The sequence below is a fragment of the Enterococcus sp. AZ071 genome, assembly GCF_050499065.1.
In the GTDB taxonomy this organism is placed as follows: domain Bacteria; phylum Bacillota; class Bacilli; order Lactobacillales; family Enterococcaceae; genus Enterococcus_A; species Enterococcus_A ferrettii.
Map to the genome: position 1 here is coordinate 461,712 of NZ_JBIPAS010000001.1, position 16,169 is coordinate 477,880.

Consider the following 16,169-nt stretch of genomic DNA (forward strand, 5'->3'; position numbering starts at 1 on the left):
TGTTAGGCATAAAACTGGTAAAATTTGCAATGTAAGGTTTGAGATTGAAAAAATCAAGTATAGAACTTACTTTTTTTTACTATTCATGGGTCGCTAAAAGTCTATGAGGGACTTAAGGAGTCCAATGGAGGGAATCCTTTGTTATCTGAAATCAGAGTTCTTGAAGCTATTGCCCCTGATGTGTTGAATACGGTGAAAAGAAGATATCGGGTATTACAGAATATTTTCTGGATGCAACCAATTGGGCGAAGAAACCTTGCTGAGTCGTTAAGCTTAACAGAACGTGTGTTGCGTGGGGAGACTGATTTTTTAAGAGATCAGCGTTTAATTGAAACCAACAAAAGCGGAATGTCCTTAACGGAAAGAGGGAAAGACATCTTACAGCAGTTGGATCTGTTAATGGACCAATTTACTGGGATGGACCAGTTAGAGAAGCAGCTAGCCTCGATGTTCAACATTGATCGATGTCTCATCGTTTCTGGTGACAGTGATGAACAACCGAAAGTCAATGGAGATTTCGGAGAACTTGTCAACGAAGCCTTGCATCGTCAATTACCTGATGGTAGAAATGTTATTGCCGTTATGGGTGGTACAACAATGGCTGAGATTGCTCGACATATTACGCCACTTGAAACAAATAACCGTAAGAATTTATTCGTACCTGCGCGAGGTGGGATTGGAGAGTCAGTTTCCATTCAAGCCAACTCAATCAGTGCGGTTATGGCGGCTAATGCAAAAGGCAATCATCGAGTGTTGTATGTACCAGAACAGCTAAGTCAGGAAGCGTATCACACTTTGTTGAAAGAACCATCTATTATGGATGTTCTCGCAACAATTAAGCAGGCAAATTGTGTCGTTCACAGTATTGGACGAGCCCTGCATATGGCAGCCCGACGAAAAATGCTGGAAGAAGAGATTGTCTCTTTAAGACAACATAAAGCAGTAGCGGAATCATTTGGTTACTTTTTTGATGAAAGTGGACAGATCGTTTATCGAGCTTCCCGGATTGGGTTAACACTTGAAGATGTCCAGAAGATTCCAATTGTTTTAGCAGTTGCTGGAGGGAAATCTAAAGCCAAAGCAATTATGGCTTATATGAAAAATGCTCCAAAACAAACGTGGTTCATCACCGATGAAGCCGCAGCAAACGAGATTTTAAAAGGGGCAACCCTTTAAAATAAATATTTTTCTAATTCCATAAGGAGGAATTTTTAAATGACAGTAAAAGTTGGAATTAACGGATTTGGACGTATTGGACGCTTGGCTTTCCGTCGTATCCAAAATGTAGAAGGACTAGAAGTAGTTGCTATCAATGATTTAACAGATGCTAAAATGTTAGCTCACTTGTTAAAATATGATACAACACAAGGCCGTTTCGATGGAACAGTTGAAGTTCACGAAGGATCTTTTGACGTTAACGGAAAAGAAGTTAAAGTTACTTCTCACCGTAACCCTGAAGAAATTCCTTGGGGCGATCTAGGTGTAGATATCGTTCTTGAAAGTACTGGATTCTTCACTTCTAAAGAAAAAGCTGAATTGCACTTGAAAGGTGGCGCTAAACGCGTTATCATTACTGCTCCTGGTGGAAGCGACGTTCCAACAATCGTTTACAACACAAACCATGACATTTTAACTGGTAAAGAAACAGTTATCTCTGGTGCTTCATGTACAACTAACTGTTTAGCTCCTATGGCTAAAACTTTGAACGATAAATTTGGTATTGTTGAAGGAATTATGACAACTATCCATGCTTACACAGGTGACCAAATGACTCTTGATGGACCTCATCCTAAAGGTGACTTCCGTCGTGCACGCGCAGCTGCTGCAAACATCGTTCCTAACTCAACTGGTGCTGCTAAAGCTATCGGCTTAGTAATTCCTGAGTTGAATGGTAAATTAGATGGTGCTGCTCAACGTGTTCCTGTTGCAACTGGTTCATTAACTGAATTAGTAACTGTTCTTGAAAAAGAAGTTACTGCTGATGAAATCAATGCAGCTATGGAAGCAGCAGCAAACGAATCTTATGGTTACAACACAGACGAAATCGTTTCTTCTGATATCGTTGGTATGACTTATGGTTCATTATTTGATGCTACACAAACTAAAGTTATGACTGTTGGCGACAAACAATTAGTTAAAACTGTTGCTTGGTACGACAATGAAATGTCATACACTGCACAATTAGTACGTACTTTAGCATACTTTGCTAACTTATAAGATTTAAACATTGTCTGAAAAAGGCGGGGAAGCAACGCGCTTCTCCGTTTTTTTAATAGGTTATCGTTACCTTTTTCAACCGAAGAGGTATATAATAGACGAAGTGTCAAAAAAATTTAGGAGGTCTTTTTTCATGGCAAAAATGACTGTTAAAGATATTGATTTAAAAGATAAAAAAGTCTTGGTACGTGTAGACTTTAATGTTCCTTTAAAAGACGGCGTGATCGGTGATGATACTCGTATCAAAGCAGCGCTGCCTACTATTAACTACGTTATTGATAACGGTGGAAAAGCAATTTTGTTCTCTCACCTAGGACGTGTGAAAACGGAAGAAGACAAAGCTGGCAAATCTTTAGCACCAGTTGCTAAACGCTTAGGCGAACTTTTGGGTAAAGAAGTAACTTTTGTACCTGAAACTCGTGGCGCTGATTTGGAAGCTGCGATCAACAACATGAAAGACGGCGACGTTGTTGTTTTCGAAAATACTCGTTTTGAAGACATTGATGGTAAAAAAGAAAGCGGCAATGATGCTGAACTTGGTAAATATTGGGCTTCTCTAGGCGACGTATTTGTAAATGATGCATTTGGTACTGCTCACCGTGCCCACGCTTCAAACGTTGGGATTGCTTCAACTGGCATTCCTACAGTTGCTGGCTTCTTAATGGAAAAAGAAATTAAATTCATCGGCGAAGCGGTCGAAGAACCAAAACGTCCAATGATCGCAATTTTAGGTGGAGCAAAAGTTTCTGATAAAATTGGCGTAATCAAAAATCTAATTCCTAAAGCTGACAAAATCTTGATCGGCGGCGGAATGACTTATACGTTCTATAAAGCTAAAGGTATGGAAATTGGTAACTCTTTAGTTGAAGCAGATAAAGTTGAATTGGCGAAAGAATTAATTGAAGCAGCTGGTGACAAATTAGTTTTACCAGTAGACTCAATTACAGCCGCTGAATTCTCTAATGATGTACCAACTGAAGAACATGCTGGTGATGTTCCAGTAGGACAAATGGGTCTTGACATTGGACCTGAATCAATTGCTTTATTCGCTGAAACGTTAAAAGGTGCTAAAACAGTTGTATGGAACGGACCTATGGGCGTATTCGAAATGAGCAACTTTGCACGCGGAACTATCGGTGTTTGCGAAGCGATTGCTAATTTAGAAGATGCAACTACTATCATCGGTGGTGGAGACTCTGCAGCTGCAGCTGAACAATTAGGTTTTGCTGACAAGTTCACGCACATCTCAACTGGTGGCGGTGCAAGTCTTGAATTATTAGAAGGTAAGGAATTACCTGGGCTTGCTGCAATCAACGACAAATAATTAGTTATGTAATGAACTGGGGCTTTGCCCTAGATTCTTTACATAACATTAGTATTTAAAAATGAAAAGGGAGTGCAATACATGCGTAAACCAATCATCGCTGGAAACTGGAAAATGAATCTAACTGCCTCTGAAGCTAAAGATTTTGCTGAAGCAGTAAAAAACAAAATTCCTGCAAACGATCAAGTAGATTCAGTAATCGGATCACCTGCTTTGTTCCTGCAAGAATTAGTTGAAGCTGCTAAAGGGACTGAATTGAAAATCTCAGCACAAAACTGCTACTGGGAAAATGCTGGTGCATTCACTGGTGAAACTTCACCTGCTGCATTAGCTGATCTTGGTGTGGAATATGTGATTATCGGCCATTCGGAGCGTCGTGAATACTTCCATGAAACAGATGAAGAAATCAACAAAAAAGCAAAAGCTATTTTTGCTAATGGTATGACACCAATTCTTTGCTGTGGTGAATCTTTGGAAACTTATGAAGCAAGCAAAACAGCTGAATGGATTGAAGGACAAATCAAAGCTGGCTTGGACGGTTTAACAGCTGAACAAGTATCAAGCATGGTTATTGCTTACGAACCAATCTGGGCAATCGGTACTGGTAAATCTGCTGATGCACAAATTGCTGATGAAATTTGCGGAGTTGTTCGCTCAACTGTTGCAGGCATTTTTGGTAAGGAAGTTTCAGAAGCTGTACGTATCCAATACGGCGGTTCTGTAAAACCTGAAAATATTGCTGAATACATGGCTAAAGAAAATGTTGATGGAGCTTTAGTTGGCGGAGCTAGCTTACAAGCTGATTCTTTCTTAGCTTTACTTGAAGGTGCAAAATAATTTCGTCAATTAAGGCACTTTTAATTGCAACTACAATCGTTTTTTACTAATATTGGTTATGAGGGTTTTATACCCTATTAATAAAACAAACTTAAAGGAGAGACAAAACATGTCAATTATTTCAGATGTTTACGCACGCGAAGTCTTAGACTCTCGTGGTAACCCAACAATCGAAGTAGAAGTTTACACAGAAAGCGGTGCTTTTGGCCGTGGAATGGTTCCTTCAGGTGCTTCAACTGGTGAATATGAAGCAGTTGAATTACGTGATGGCGACAAATCTCGCTACTTAGGTAAAGGTGTTACTAAAGCTGTTGATAATGTGAATAACATTATTGCTGAAGCAATCATTGGCTATGATGTACGCGACCAAGCAGCTATCGACCATGCAATGATCGAATTAGACGGCACTCCTAACAAAGGTAAATTGGGTGCGAACGCGATTCTTGGTGTTTCTATTGCAGCTGCACGTGCTGCCGCTGACTACCTAGAAATCCCATTGTACAACTACCTTGGCGGATTCAATACAAAAGTTTTGCCTACTCCTATGATGAATATCATCAATGGCGGATCACATGCTGATAACTCTATTGATTTCCAAGAATTCATGATCATGCCTGTTGGAGCTCCTACATTTAAAGAAGCTCTACGTTACGGTGCAGAAGTATTCCACGCATTGGCTTCTATTTTGAAAGCTAAAGGCTTGGCAACTTCAGTTGGTGACGAAGGTGGATTTGCTCCTAACCTTGGTTCTAACGAAGAAGGTTTTGAAGTAATTATTGAAGCTATTGAAAAAGCTGGCTATGTACCTGGTAAAGATATCGTTCTTGCTATGGATGCTGCTTCTTCAGAATTCTTTGATAAAGAAAAAGGTGTTTATGTTTTAGCTGACTCAGGCGAAGGCGAAAAAACTACTGATGAAATGATTGCATTCTATGAAGAATTAGTTGCTAAATACCCAATCATCTCAATCGAAGACGGTTTAGATGAAAACGACTGGGAAGGTACTAAGAAATTAACTGATGCTTTAGGCGATAAAGTTCAATTAGTTGGTGACGATTTATTCGTTACAAACACTGAAAAATTAGCTGAAGGTATCGAAAAAGGTGTATCTAACTCAATCCTAATCAAAGTTAATCAAATCGGTACTTTGACAGAAACTTTCGATGCAATTGAAATGGCTAAAAAAGCTAGCTATACTGCGGTTGTCTCTCACCGTTCTGGTGAAACAGAAGACTCAACAATTTCTGACATTGCAGTTGCAACTAATGCTGGTCAAATCAAAACTGGTTCTCTTTCACGTACTGACCGTATTGCAAAATACAACCAATTACTACGTATTGAAGACCAATTAGGCGATATCGCTGAATACCAAGGAATCAAATCTTTCTACAACTTAAAAAATAACCCATTTATCGGTAAATAATTTTTATTGGTATTAGGTTGAATGGAGACCTGCATGTTGTTCATATTTGGACATGCAGGTCTTTTTGCATTCTCTTTGTTAAACGAGCCGAGTGACTCTGCATAAAGTCAATAAGTCAGATGCTGCGTGTTAAAAAATGTAACATCTAAGGTTTCTGCTTTGTGAAGCTTATATTACAGAATAATTTTCACCGAAAAATAGGTAAGCGGTTTCTAGGTGTTTTATAAATAACTAGATTGTTCAAAAGTATAGTGAGTGAAGGTTAACCAAATAAGTCTCTTTAAATAGTTTAATAAAAATGACAAGAATATTCTTTGAAATAAGGTATGATAGGGATAAGTAAAGTTGGTACATTTTTTACAATTCATTACTAAAAATATGTGTTAGATTTAATTACAAGAAAGACATGCGCATGTACTTTTCGAAGCGAAAATAAAGGAGGATATGGAATGAACACTGTTGATAAAGTGGTAAATGCATATATCAAAGGAACCTTTACAGGTGACACGGAATTACTCCAATCAGTTTTCCATGAAAAGGCACGAATGACTGGCTATTTAGGAGATCAATTATTAATTGGTGATCCGCAGCCGTTTATTGAAGATATTGGTTCGCAGGCATCGATGGAAAGCAATGGAGACCCATACGAGGCAGAAGTTGTTTCCAAAGTAATTGTTGGAAACATAGCAGACGTAACCATTCGAGAAAGTGGTTTCCGCGGCTCTTTAAAATTAGAAGATCATTTTCATTTGATTGATGACGGCACTAGATGGTGGATTATTTCTAAATTATTTACTGTCATTCAATAGTTAGGAGGGCTAACTATGATCAGGATGGAACGATTTGGGACAATCATTAACATATTTGTAGGTGTCGCAGTATGCTTGGTGCTAGGATTGTATATCCAATATGTAAATAAGGCTTTTACGCCAGAGTTAATTTTTCACGGATTTGTCAGCAGCTTCTTTGTCAGTTATGTAATTGGAGATTTGATTCCAGGAAAAGCTTGGGGTGATGCTCTAGCCGCGAAAATCGGATTAAAAAATAGAAATTTTTCTCAGCATCTAGTTTCTACTATAGTTTTAGCTTTTTGTATGGTGACACCAATTAGCTTTTTAAGTACCTATGTAGGTGTAGGTCCCCATCCTATGCTTCTTCAAATTTGGTTTACCAATTATCCTGTATTGTTGGTTTTAGGCTACATCACTCTTTTCCTAAGTTTTCCTTTGGCGTTAAAAACGGCAATTTATTTGACGAAGGATTCTTGTCCAACTGCATCTGATTAGAAACTATGAGGTGAACAGTATGAGAGTATTGGAAACGAAGAATAAAATGATTGAAGCGACACCTTTTCAACTGTTCCCTCATGATGAACGTTTGCAAGATTATCACGAAGAGATTGTTGTTTGGTCAAGAGAACATCTGAAGACAGAAGCGTTATTCTATACTTTTCAAGTAAAAGAAAGAATGGAAACGGTTTATTTGCCAGATGCCTGTGTAAACTTATTATTCTCGGTAGATCGCAAAGAGGTAAAAGGATATTTTATGGGGATAGCGACACAGACCTGCAAGTTAACCTTTGAAACAGATACTTGCTACTTTGGAATAAAACCTTATACAAATGTTGGTTTGCGATGCTTTGGTAATGATCAAAGCTATTTGATAGATCAAATCTATCCAATTAGTGAACAGTTTGCACATACAGAAAGCTTATTTACGAAACTTTACGATACTCAGACGGTTCATGAGAGGAAAAAACTGTTGTTGGCTCGCCATCGCGATCTTTTTTTAGATGAGAATCAACGTTCAGTACTGGCGGAGTATTTATCTGTTTTATTATGCACAGAAACAACAGCCTTTTCGATGGAAAAGATTTGTCGAGAAACAGGATATTCTCAACGATATACGCAACGACTATTCAGAAAAGAAATTGGGATTACGCCCAAATTATATAGTCGAATTATTCGATTTCAGAATGCAATTAAGTCGATATATGCGGACAATGAGTTGACTTTAGCAAAGGTAGCTCACCAATTAGGTTACTATGATCAAGCACATTTGATTCATGAATTTCAGTTTTTTACCCACTTATCTCCAAAGCGCCTATTGCAAACAATTGTGACATCAAAAGAACTTGTAGTATAAAAGGAGGACAATCAATGAATGTAGGAAATTGTTTCCCAATTAACGGAAAAATTGAAACAGAATGTCTAAGCGTAGCACTTTTTCAAATGAAACTTGCGGTGGTACCTAAAACTCGTGAAGAAGTTATGCAGAATGTAGATAAGATCATTGAATGGATTGATCGGGCGATTACTGGATTCCCTGGGATTGACATGATCGTAACTCCTGAGGCATCCTTGAATGGTGTGGGCCCGCACGCCTCGTTATGCTGTGTTACCTTGGATGGTCCAGAATTAGCAAAATTAAAAGCTGTCTGCAAAGAATATCAAATTTGGCTGGCAGTAGGTGCCTGCGTTGATGAGCAAGACGGCAACTTTTATAAAAACTGTGCGATTACTATCAATGATAAAGGGGAAATTGTTGATATTTATCGTAAAGTAACACCTTGGAATCCCGTTGAACCTTCTAGCCCAGGAGATGAAATTCGCGTCTTTGAAGGGCCAAAGGGTTCACGAATTGCTTCGATTATATGCTCAGATGGCGATTATCAAGATAACTGGCGAGAGGCAGCGTCAAAAGGAGCAAACGTTGTTTTGCGCCTAACCACTTATATGACACCTTTTGAGAATCAGTATGAAATTACCAATCGGGCAGGAGCTTACTTTAATAAGGTATATGTAGTAGCAGCTAATACTTCCGAGATGGACGAGTGTTATTCCTTATTTGGTCGTAGCATGGTGGTAAACCCTGAAGGAGATATTATTGCTCAAGCACCAGTCGGCATTCCATATATCTTTAAAGCCGATTTGTATCCAGGCTTATGCGATGCTATTCAAAAGCAGGCGTTAATGGGTGACTTGCTATGGTTGAGAAATCATCGAGGAGCGGCTTCTCCAGATACTTACGGAACAGGCAGTGATTCAACCATGTACAGCTATTTAGAAGACAAATAAGGGGGTAAAAAAATGGGATTTCCAAATATCGGAATGCATTATTTTGTAAAAGCTTTCAATCAACTTGATGTACGTTTTCCTGTGACAAAGCAGGAATTAATTGACAAAGCAGGAGATATTCAAGTGAAAACTTGGGAAGATCAATACACACCATTAAAGAATATCTTTGAATCAATGGTACCGGAAGAATATCCTAATGGAACAGCCTTTATGTGTGCATACACTTCTGCTAACTTACAAATGCCTAAGAAAATGTTTTTAGGAGAATAATAAAAGCAAGACCGAAGTCGCTTATAAGACTTCGGTCTTTTACTATAAAAGATTAAAATTAGATAACTTAGATTCTACAGACAGGCAGAGTGATCACAATTAATGGGAACTATTGGGATATAAGACATAGCGAAGACCATCGAATTTATTGGTTAAGGTCATTGCAAAAAATCTTTAATCTGTCGTCAAATAGATAAAGAAAATATAAATGAGCAAGAAAAGCGCAAGATAAATAAGTTTGTAAAGTTCTGAGAAGAAAATCAGTGGACTGAAATGCAATTGGTAAGAAAATAAAAGATAAAAAAAGCAAAGTAAGGAAAAATAATTGAAGAAAATATAATATACCTAAGAGAAATGGTTTAGCAAAATGCCAATTAACTACTTTTATTGCCCCTGTTTATCCCTCCTATTTCTAAATTCAAAGATGAAGGATCTCTATAACTATTAAAAAACTGTTGTTAGAAGCCATAAAATCGCTGTTTACCTAAAAAGTGGATTCGACCGATTTTGAAGTGATACCGATAAAACCTTTTTCTACTCGTTAAATATTTAGATAATATTTTCTGTCGGGCATAGTCGGTAACAAAGTACATGGTTAAAATAGCATGCAGGCTTTTTACTCCAAATTTTTCTATGAAGTAAAAAAGACCCCATCCTTATTACAAGTGGATTAAGTCCAGTTAACATACTCTTGGATTAGGCAATCCGAATTTGTCTATTACTTTAACAGTTAGCATTTTTCTATTGAAGAGAATTTTTTGATATACTTAGTATAAATAGCATATTTTGAGGAAGTGAAAAGATGGCAGAGGATAATTTGCAGAAGCATTTGGATACTGGACGATATGGAACCCCAAAAATTAATCCTGATGAACAAAAAGAATATTTAGGGACCTTTAGAGAACGTTGCTTATTGAGCATGACAATTGGGGAAATGCAGGACAAAGGGAATGAAGCAGGTTTGTTGATGGAAATCAAAAAGGAACCTTCAGCACGGATATTGATTAATGGAGCAGTATCTACTGTACTTCAGCAACGGTACATAACTATTGCTGTGAAAGAGAAAATTGATTTTACAGTTGTAAGTGATGCAATAGCAGATGATGACTCAAAAATAGGTCTGCTAGTAGTGGCAGACTATGCAGTCGATATACCAGTTATTGATGTTGAAAAGAAATACCCAAAATTGCACGAGACTGCCAAAGAGGAAAAACCAAAAGAGAAATCAAGCTTTTGGAATCGCTTGTTTAAATAAGAAATTCTTTATTAGGCATTTTAAGGTGTTGACTTTTCGATCTATAGTGGGTATTATACTGCTTGGGCACCCTTTTAAAAGGGTCAGAAGTTTAGTGAAATTCCGCTCCCTATTCATATGGATAGGGAGCTTTTCTTTATTTTCTAGGCTTTTCCTGCAAACTATAATGAAGGAGTTTTTTCATTTATGACAAAGTATATTTTTGTAACTGGCGGCGTTGTGTCTTCTATTGGAAAAGGGATCGTGGCAGCTTCACTGGGACGCTTATTGAAAAATCGTGGATTAAAGGTAACGATTCAAAAATTTGATCCTTATATCAACGTAGATCCAGGTACGATGAGTCCGTATCAACATGGAGAGGTATTCGTAACAGATGATGGTGCGGAAACTGATTTAGATTTAGGACACTATGAACGATTCATTGATATCAATTTGAATCAATACTCCAATGTGACAACAGGAAAAATCTATTCAGAGGTTATTCGTAAAGAAAGAAAAGGAGAATACTTGGGGGCGACAGTCCAAGTAATTCCTCATATTACTAACGAAATTAAATCTAAAATTATGAGAGCCGCAAAAATGACTGATTCAGATATTATCATTACTGAGGTTGGTGGAACAGTTGGGGATATCGAGTCACTACCATTCTTAGAGGCTTTGCGTCAAATGAAGGCAGATGTTGGTTCTGATAATGTTATGTATATCCACACTACGCTGATTCCTTACTTGAAGGCTGCTGGTGAAATGAAAACTAAGCCAACGCAGCATAGTGTAAAGGAATTGCGTGGACTGGGTATTCAACCAAATATTTTAGTTGTCCGGACTGAACTGCCGGTTTCTCAAGGAACTAAAAACAAACTAGCTCAGTTCTGTGATGTTGCACCTGAAGCAGTTATCGAGTCTCGTGATGTCGAAACTCTATACTCCATTCCTTTGGCATTGCAAGCACAAGGAATGGATCAATTCGTATTGGATCATTTGAAATTAGAAGCCCCTGAAGCTGACATGTCAGAATGGCGTTCATTAGAAGAAAAAGTGCTTAACCTTAAGAAGAAAACTAAGATTGCTTTAGTTGGCAAATATGTTGAGCTGCCAGATGCCTACATCTCGGTAGTTGAAGCATTGAAACATTCTGGTTTTTCTTTTGATTCTGACATTGAAATTAAATGGGTAAAATCGCAAGAATTGTCAAAAGAAAATGTAGCAGAAGAGCTAAGCGATGCAGACGGAATTTTAGTTCCTGGTGGTTTTGGTGATCGTGGAATTGAAGGGAAAATTGAAGCGATTCGCTATGCTCGTGAAAATGATATCCCATTTTTGGGTATATGCTTAGGTATGCAAATGGCTTGTGTAGAGTTTGCACGTAACGTAGTGGATTTACAGGATGCTAACTCAGCTGAGACAGCTCCTGATACACCCAATAATATTATTGACTTGATGGCGGATCAAGAAAACGTAGAGAATTTGGGCGGAACCTTGCGTTTAGGCTTGTACCCATGTAAATTGAAAAAGGGTACAAAAACAGCAGAAGCTTATAACAATACTGAGGTAATCCAAGAACGTCATCGTCATCGTTATGAATTCAACAACGGCTACCGTGAATTGTTTGAAGATCAAGGAATGGTATTCTCTGGGGTATCCCCGGACAATCGTTTGGTAGAAATCGTAGAATTACCAGAGAAAAAATTCTTTGTAGGATGTCAATTCCATCCAGAATTAATTTCTCGTCCTAATCGTCCGCAACCATTAATTAAAGCCTTTGTTGGGGCTTCATTAAAAAACAAAGAAGAAAAGTAAGTATCTGACTGAAATAGCTAGGGCTGTTTCAGTCTTTTTTACTAAAAAAAGTGCCAAGACGTAAGTTTTATCGAATGTAAAGGCTTTTAAGAAAGGATTGTAGTAGCAATATGGGGCAATCTTTGTTAGAATTAGATCGTTAGTTAAGACGATGTCTTAGCCAAAAAGATTACTTAGGAGGAATTTTTTATGCCAGTAGTATCAGGAGCTGAATTTTTAAAAGCTGCACGTGAAGGCGGATACGCAGTCGGTGGATTCAACACAAACAATTTAGAATGGACGCAAGCAATCTTGCGCGCGGCTGAAGCTAAAAAAGCACCCGTTCTTATCCAAACTTCAATGGGCGCTGCTAAATACATGGGCGGTTATAAAATTGCAAAAGATATTGTTTGCGATTTAGTAGAGTCTATGAATATCACTGTTCCAGTTGCAATTCACTTAGACCACGGTTCTTACGAAGCTGCTTTAGAATGTATTGAAGTTGGTTACACTTCAGTTATGTTCGATGGTTCTCATTTGCCATTCGAAGAAAACTTGAAATTGGCTAAAGACGTTGTAGCAAAAGCTCATGCTAAAGGTGTTTCAGTTGAATGTGAAGTTGGTTCAATTGGTGGAGAAGAAGACGGAATCATCGGTGCTGGTGAATTAGCTGACATTGACGAATGTGTACAAATGGTTGGAACTGGTATCGACTACCTAGCATGTGGTATCGGTAATATTCACGGTGTATACCCTGAAAACTGGAAAGGCCTAGCATTCGATCATTTACAAGCAATTGCTGATGCTGTAGGTTCTGATGTACCATTAGTATTACATGGTGGTTCTGGTATTCCTCAAGAACAAATCCAAAAAGCTATCTCAATGGGTGTTTCTAAAGTGAATGTTAACACTGAATTCCAATTATCATTTGCTAAAGCAACTCGTGAATATATCGAAGCTGGCAAAGATAAAGAAGGAAAAGGATTCGACCCTCGTAAATTATTGGCACCAGGTGTTGCAGCAATCGTTAAAGATGCTGAAGAACACATTGACTGGTTCGGTTCTGCAAACAAAGCTTAATTTTGCTTAAGTATTAAACCTCGGATATTTTATCTGAGGTTTTTCTTTTACTCTAAAAGCATAAGATCTGTTAAAATATCTTTTTGTGACATACTTTAACAGAAATGAGTTAAAGTTCTCTTTCGTATGAAGGAAAATACCTGTTTGTTTCGGAGAATAATACTACTATTTATAAATCCTTTAGTAATTCATCCGTTAATTTATGAGTACTATCTTTTTTACTTAACTATTATGTGCTAAAATGAAAGATGGTCTACATGTAAAATGTAAATAACTTAATAGGTGAATATAGATGAAAAAAATTGTAATTCATGGCGGAAAGCCATTAAAAGGCGAAGTAACAATCAGCGGGGCAAAAAATAGTGCCGTTGCTTTAATTCCAGCAGCAATCATGGCGGATTCTCCTGTCGTGTTGGAAGGTGTACCAGACATTCAAGACGTGCATTCACTGATTGAGATTTTGGAAATCATGGGTGCAACAGTAAAATTTGAAGACAATCGAATGGAAATTGATCCAAGCAAGATCGTATCAATTCCAATGCCTAGCGGAAAGATCAATTCTTTGCGCGCCTCATACTATTTTATGGGTGCATTATTAGGTAAATTTGGTGAGGCTGTCGTTGGTTTGCCCGGCGGCTGTTTTTTAGGCCCTCGTCCAATTGATTTGCACATAAAAGGTTTTGAGAGTTTAGGTGCAGATGTTTCCAATGAGCATGGAGTAATTTATTTGCGTACGGATGAAGAAGGAATGAAAGGCGATCGTATCTTTATGGATGTAGTATCCATAGGTGCTACAATAAACGTTATGTTGGCAGCAGTAAAAGCCAAAGGTAGAACGATTATTGAAAATGCAGCGCGTGAACCTGAAATTATTGATGTCGCTACTTTACTGAACAACATGGGTGCGAAGATTCGTGGAGCTGGTACAGATGAAATTCGAATCGAGGGAGTCGATGAATTACATGGCTGTATTCATTCGATTATTCCTGACCGGATTGAAGCTGGAACTTATTTGTCATTGGCAGCATCTTTGGGACAAGGCATAAAAATCAATAATGTCATTTATGAGCATATTGAGAGCTTTATTGCTAAACTAGAAGAGATGGGTGTTAAGATGAATATTTCTGAAGACAGTATTGATGTACTTCCATCAGAAGGTTTAAGAGCCGTTGATATTACTACATCACCATATCCAGGTTTTGCGACTGATTTACAGCAGCCAATTACTCCTTTGCTATTAACAACTGGAGGTACTGCTGAAATAATTGATACAATTTATTCAAAACGGATCAATCATATTCCGGAGCTTGTTAGAATGGGCGCAGACGCGACTGTCGAAGGAAATATGATTGTCCTAAACGGACCTAGCAAATTACATGGTGCAGAAGTGGTTGCTTCGGATTTGCGGGCTGGGGCTTGTTTAGTGATTGCTGGATTAATGGCAGAAGGAACCACTACTATTTATAACGTTGAATATATTTTGCGTGGTTATGATCATATTATTGATAAGTTAACTTCACTTGGAGCTACGATTGAAATGATTGAGGAAGAGGAAAAATAATGAGCGATTACTTAACAATGGCTGAGCTTGAAAACAAAACGCTTAAGGAAATTTACACTTATGCGCGAGGCTTCAAGATTCCTTACTACAGCCAAATGAACAAAAAGGAATTGGCGCTAGCGGTAATCCGTGCGCAGGCAGAAAAGCAAGGCTTCTTTATTATGGAAGGGGTCTTGGACATTGTCGGTCAAGATGGTTATGGCTTCTTACGTCCGATTAACTACGGTTCAAGTGCTGAGGACATTTATATTTCATCCTCTCAGATTCGTCGCTTCGGTTTACGTAATGGGGACAAAGTTGCTGGTAAGGCACGACCACCTAAAGAGTCTGAACGTTATTATGGACTAATGCATGTGGAAAGCGTTAATGGTAAAGATCCAGAAGAGGCCAAGGAACGCCCGCATTTTCCAGCGCTAACAGCTTTATATCCTGATAGACAAATAACCTTAGAAACTACTCCAGGACGTCTCTCAACACGAATGATCGACATTTTTTCTCCTGTCGGTTTTGGCCAACGTGGATTGATTGTTGCACCTCCGAAGGCCGGTAAAACTTCCATTATTAAAGAAATTGCCAACGGAATTACTGATAATTACCCTGATGTAGAATTAATCGTTCTTTTGGTTGATGAAAGACCAGAGGAAGTAACAGATCTTGAACGTAGTGTTAAAGGGGATGTTGTGTATTCAACATTTGATCAACAACCACAAAATCATACTAGAGTGTCTGAACTTGTTTTAGAACGCGCGATGCGACTAGTGGAAGATAAACGCGATGTAGTTATTTTGATGGATAGTATCACCCGCTTAGCACGTGCCTACAATTTGGTGGTTCCACCAAGCGGACGTACGTTAAGTGGTGGTATTGATCCTGCCGCTTTGTATAAACCGAAGAAATTTTTTGGTGCAGCTCGAAATATTGAAGAAGGTGGAAGTCTGACGATTTTAGCAACTGCCTTAGTCGATACAGGTAGTCGTATGGACGATGTAATTTACGAAGAGTTCAAAGGAACAGGTAATCTAGAGCTTCAGCTTTCTCGGGAACTGTCTGAACGTCGCGTCTTCCCGGCTATTGACATCAAGAAATCAGGAACACGAAAAGAAGAATTACTAATGGCACCTGAAAAATTGGAAGAAATTTGGAAAATACGTAAGAACATGGTGGGAGACTCTCTGGAATACACTAATCAGTTTATTACCTTCTTGAAAAAATCCAAAAACAACCAAGCCTTTTTCGATGCTTTCAAAGATGTGTCATTTGGTAATCGGACACCGCGAAAAAATCTAAAAAGATAATTGCATTCATGAATCTTTCATGATAGTATATATCTGTTGCTTATTGCAAACAAA

15 protein-coding genes are annotated in these 16,169 nt (G+C 38.2%); all 15 read left to right on the plus strand.

All coding sequences use genetic code 11. From position 1 onward, the window contains the following. The first annotated feature begins 138 nt into the window (after positions 1-138). The 15 genes from IGI49_RS02210 to rho all read left to right on the plus strand — a co-directional run bounded on the left by IGI49_RS02210 (position 139) and on the right by rho (position 16,115). Positions 139-1,176 (plus strand): sugar-binding transcriptional regulator, encoded by a 1,038-nt coding sequence (locus tag IGI49_RS02210; protein ID WP_207703450.1) that lies wholly within the window; start codon positions 139-141, stop codon positions 1,174-1,176. 39 nt (positions 1,177-1,215) lie between these two features. Next, a complete protein-coding gene (gene gap / locus IGI49_RS02215; protein WP_207703451.1) occupies positions 1,216-2,217 on the plus strand; it encodes a type I glyceraldehyde-3-phosphate dehydrogenase in 1,002 nt (333 codons plus the stop codon). A gap of 133 nt (positions 2,218-2,350) precedes the next feature. Then, a complete protein-coding gene (locus IGI49_RS02220; RefSeq protein WP_207703452.1) occupies positions 2,351-3,541 on the plus strand; it encodes a phosphoglycerate kinase in 1,191 nt (396 codons plus the stop codon). Between the two features lie 81 nt (positions 3,542-3,622). Continuing rightward, positions 3,623-4,378 carry a triose-phosphate isomerase gene (gene tpiA / locus IGI49_RS02225; RefSeq protein WP_429963179.1) on the plus strand — a complete coding sequence of 252 codons (756 nt, stop codon included), beginning with the start codon at positions 3,623-3,625 and terminating at the stop codon, positions 4,376-4,378. 109 nt (positions 4,379-4,487) lie between these two features. Beyond that, positions 4,488-5,801, plus strand: a complete 1,314-nt coding sequence (gene eno, locus IGI49_RS02230; protein WP_207703454.1) for a phosphopyruvate hydratase — start codon at positions 4,488-4,490, stop codon at positions 5,799-5,801. Between the two features lie 449 nt (positions 5,802-6,250). Further along, positions 6,251-6,610, plus strand: a complete 360-nt coding sequence (locus IGI49_RS02235) for a nuclear transport factor 2 family protein (RefSeq protein WP_429963180.1) — start codon at positions 6,251-6,253, stop codon at positions 6,608-6,610. A gap of 15 nt (positions 6,611-6,625) precedes the next feature. Beyond that, positions 6,626-7,087, plus strand: a complete 462-nt coding sequence (locus IGI49_RS02240; RefSeq protein ID WP_429963181.1) for a hypothetical protein — start codon at positions 6,626-6,628, stop codon at positions 7,085-7,087. A gap of 19 nt (positions 7,088-7,106) precedes the next feature. Beyond that, a complete protein-coding gene (locus IGI49_RS02245) occupies positions 7,107-7,946 on the plus strand; it encodes a helix-turn-helix domain-containing protein (protein ID WP_429963182.1) in 840 nt (279 codons plus the stop codon). 14 nt (positions 7,947-7,960) lie between these two features. Continuing rightward, entirely contained in the window at positions 7,961-8,878 is a 918-nt protein-coding gene (locus tag IGI49_RS02250) for a nitrilase-related carbon-nitrogen hydrolase (RefSeq protein ID WP_429963183.1), read from the plus strand. Between the two features lie 12 nt (positions 8,879-8,890). Then, the gene (locus IGI49_RS02255) at positions 8,891-9,148 is read left to right on the plus strand and encodes a hypothetical protein (protein ID WP_207703459.1); all 258 of its coding nucleotides are present in this window, start codon (positions 8,891-8,893) and stop codon (positions 9,146-9,148) included. An 802-nt stretch (positions 9,149-9,950) separates the two neighbouring features. Next, positions 9,951-10,403 (plus strand): YueI family protein, encoded by a 453-nt coding sequence (locus IGI49_RS02260; protein ID WP_207703460.1) that lies wholly within the window; start codon positions 9,951-9,953, stop codon positions 10,401-10,403. Positions 10,404-10,589: 186 nt separating this feature from the next. Next, entirely contained in the window at positions 10,590-12,200 is a 1,611-nt protein-coding gene (locus IGI49_RS02265) for a CTP synthase (RefSeq protein ID WP_429963184.1), read from the plus strand. 189 nt (positions 12,201-12,389) lie between these two features. Further along, a complete protein-coding gene (locus IGI49_RS02270) occupies positions 12,390-13,259 on the plus strand; it encodes a class II fructose-bisphosphate aldolase (RefSeq protein WP_207703462.1) in 870 nt (289 codons plus the stop codon). 292 nt (positions 13,260-13,551) lie between these two features. Further along, positions 13,552-14,820 (plus strand): UDP-N-acetylglucosamine 1-carboxyvinyltransferase, encoded by a 1,269-nt coding sequence (locus IGI49_RS02275; protein WP_207703463.1) that lies wholly within the window; start codon positions 13,552-13,554, stop codon positions 14,818-14,820. Continuing rightward, positions 14,820-16,115, plus strand: a complete 1,296-nt coding sequence (gene rho, locus IGI49_RS02280) for a transcription termination factor Rho (protein ID WP_207703464.1) — start codon at positions 14,820-14,822, stop codon at positions 16,113-16,115. Before IGI49_RS02275 ends, rho begins: the two co-directional genes overlap by 1 nt. Positions 16,116-16,169: the final 54 nt, after the last annotated feature.

Coding starts and splice junctions, on each gene's coding strand:
- gap (WP_207703451.1), top strand. CDS start 1,216: ATGACAGTAAAAGTTGGAATTAACGGATTTGGACGTATTGGACGCTTG.
- IGI49_RS02220 (WP_207703452.1), top strand. CDS start 2,351: ATGGCAAAAATGACTGTTAAAGATATTGATTTAAAAGATAAAAAAGTC.
- tpiA (WP_429963179.1), top strand. CDS start 3,623: ATGCGTAAACCAATCATCGCTGGAAACTGGAAAATGAATCTAACTGCC.
- eno (WP_207703454.1), top strand. CDS start 4,488: ATGTCAATTATTTCAGATGTTTACGCACGCGAAGTCTTAGACTCTCGT.
- IGI49_RS02235 (WP_429963180.1), top strand. CDS start 6,251: ATGAACACTGTTGATAAAGTGGTAAATGCATATATCAAAGGAACCTTT.
- IGI49_RS02240 (WP_429963181.1), top strand. CDS start 6,626: ATGATCAGGATGGAACGATTTGGGACAATCATTAACATATTTGTAGGT.
- IGI49_RS02245 (WP_429963182.1), top strand. CDS start 7,107: ATGAGAGTATTGGAAACGAAGAATAAAATGATTGAAGCGACACCTTTT.
- IGI49_RS02250 (WP_429963183.1), top strand. CDS start 7,961: ATGAATGTAGGAAATTGTTTCCCAATTAACGGAAAAATTGAAACAGAA.
- IGI49_RS02255 (WP_207703459.1), top strand. CDS start 8,891: ATGGGATTTCCAAATATCGGAATGCATTATTTTGTAAAAGCTTTCAAT.
- IGI49_RS02260 (WP_207703460.1), top strand. CDS start 9,951: ATGGCAGAGGATAATTTGCAGAAGCATTTGGATACTGGACGATATGGA.
- IGI49_RS02265 (WP_429963184.1), top strand. CDS start 10,590: ATGACAAAGTATATTTTTGTAACTGGCGGCGTTGTGTCTTCTATTGGA.
- IGI49_RS02270 (WP_207703462.1), top strand. CDS start 12,390: ATGCCAGTAGTATCAGGAGCTGAATTTTTAAAAGCTGCACGTGAAGGC.
- IGI49_RS02275 (WP_207703463.1), top strand. CDS start 13,552: ATGAAAAAAATTGTAATTCATGGCGGAAAGCCATTAAAAGGCGAAGTA.
- rho (WP_207703464.1), top strand. CDS start 14,820: ATGAGCGATTACTTAACAATGGCTGAGCTTGAAAACAAAACGCTTAAG.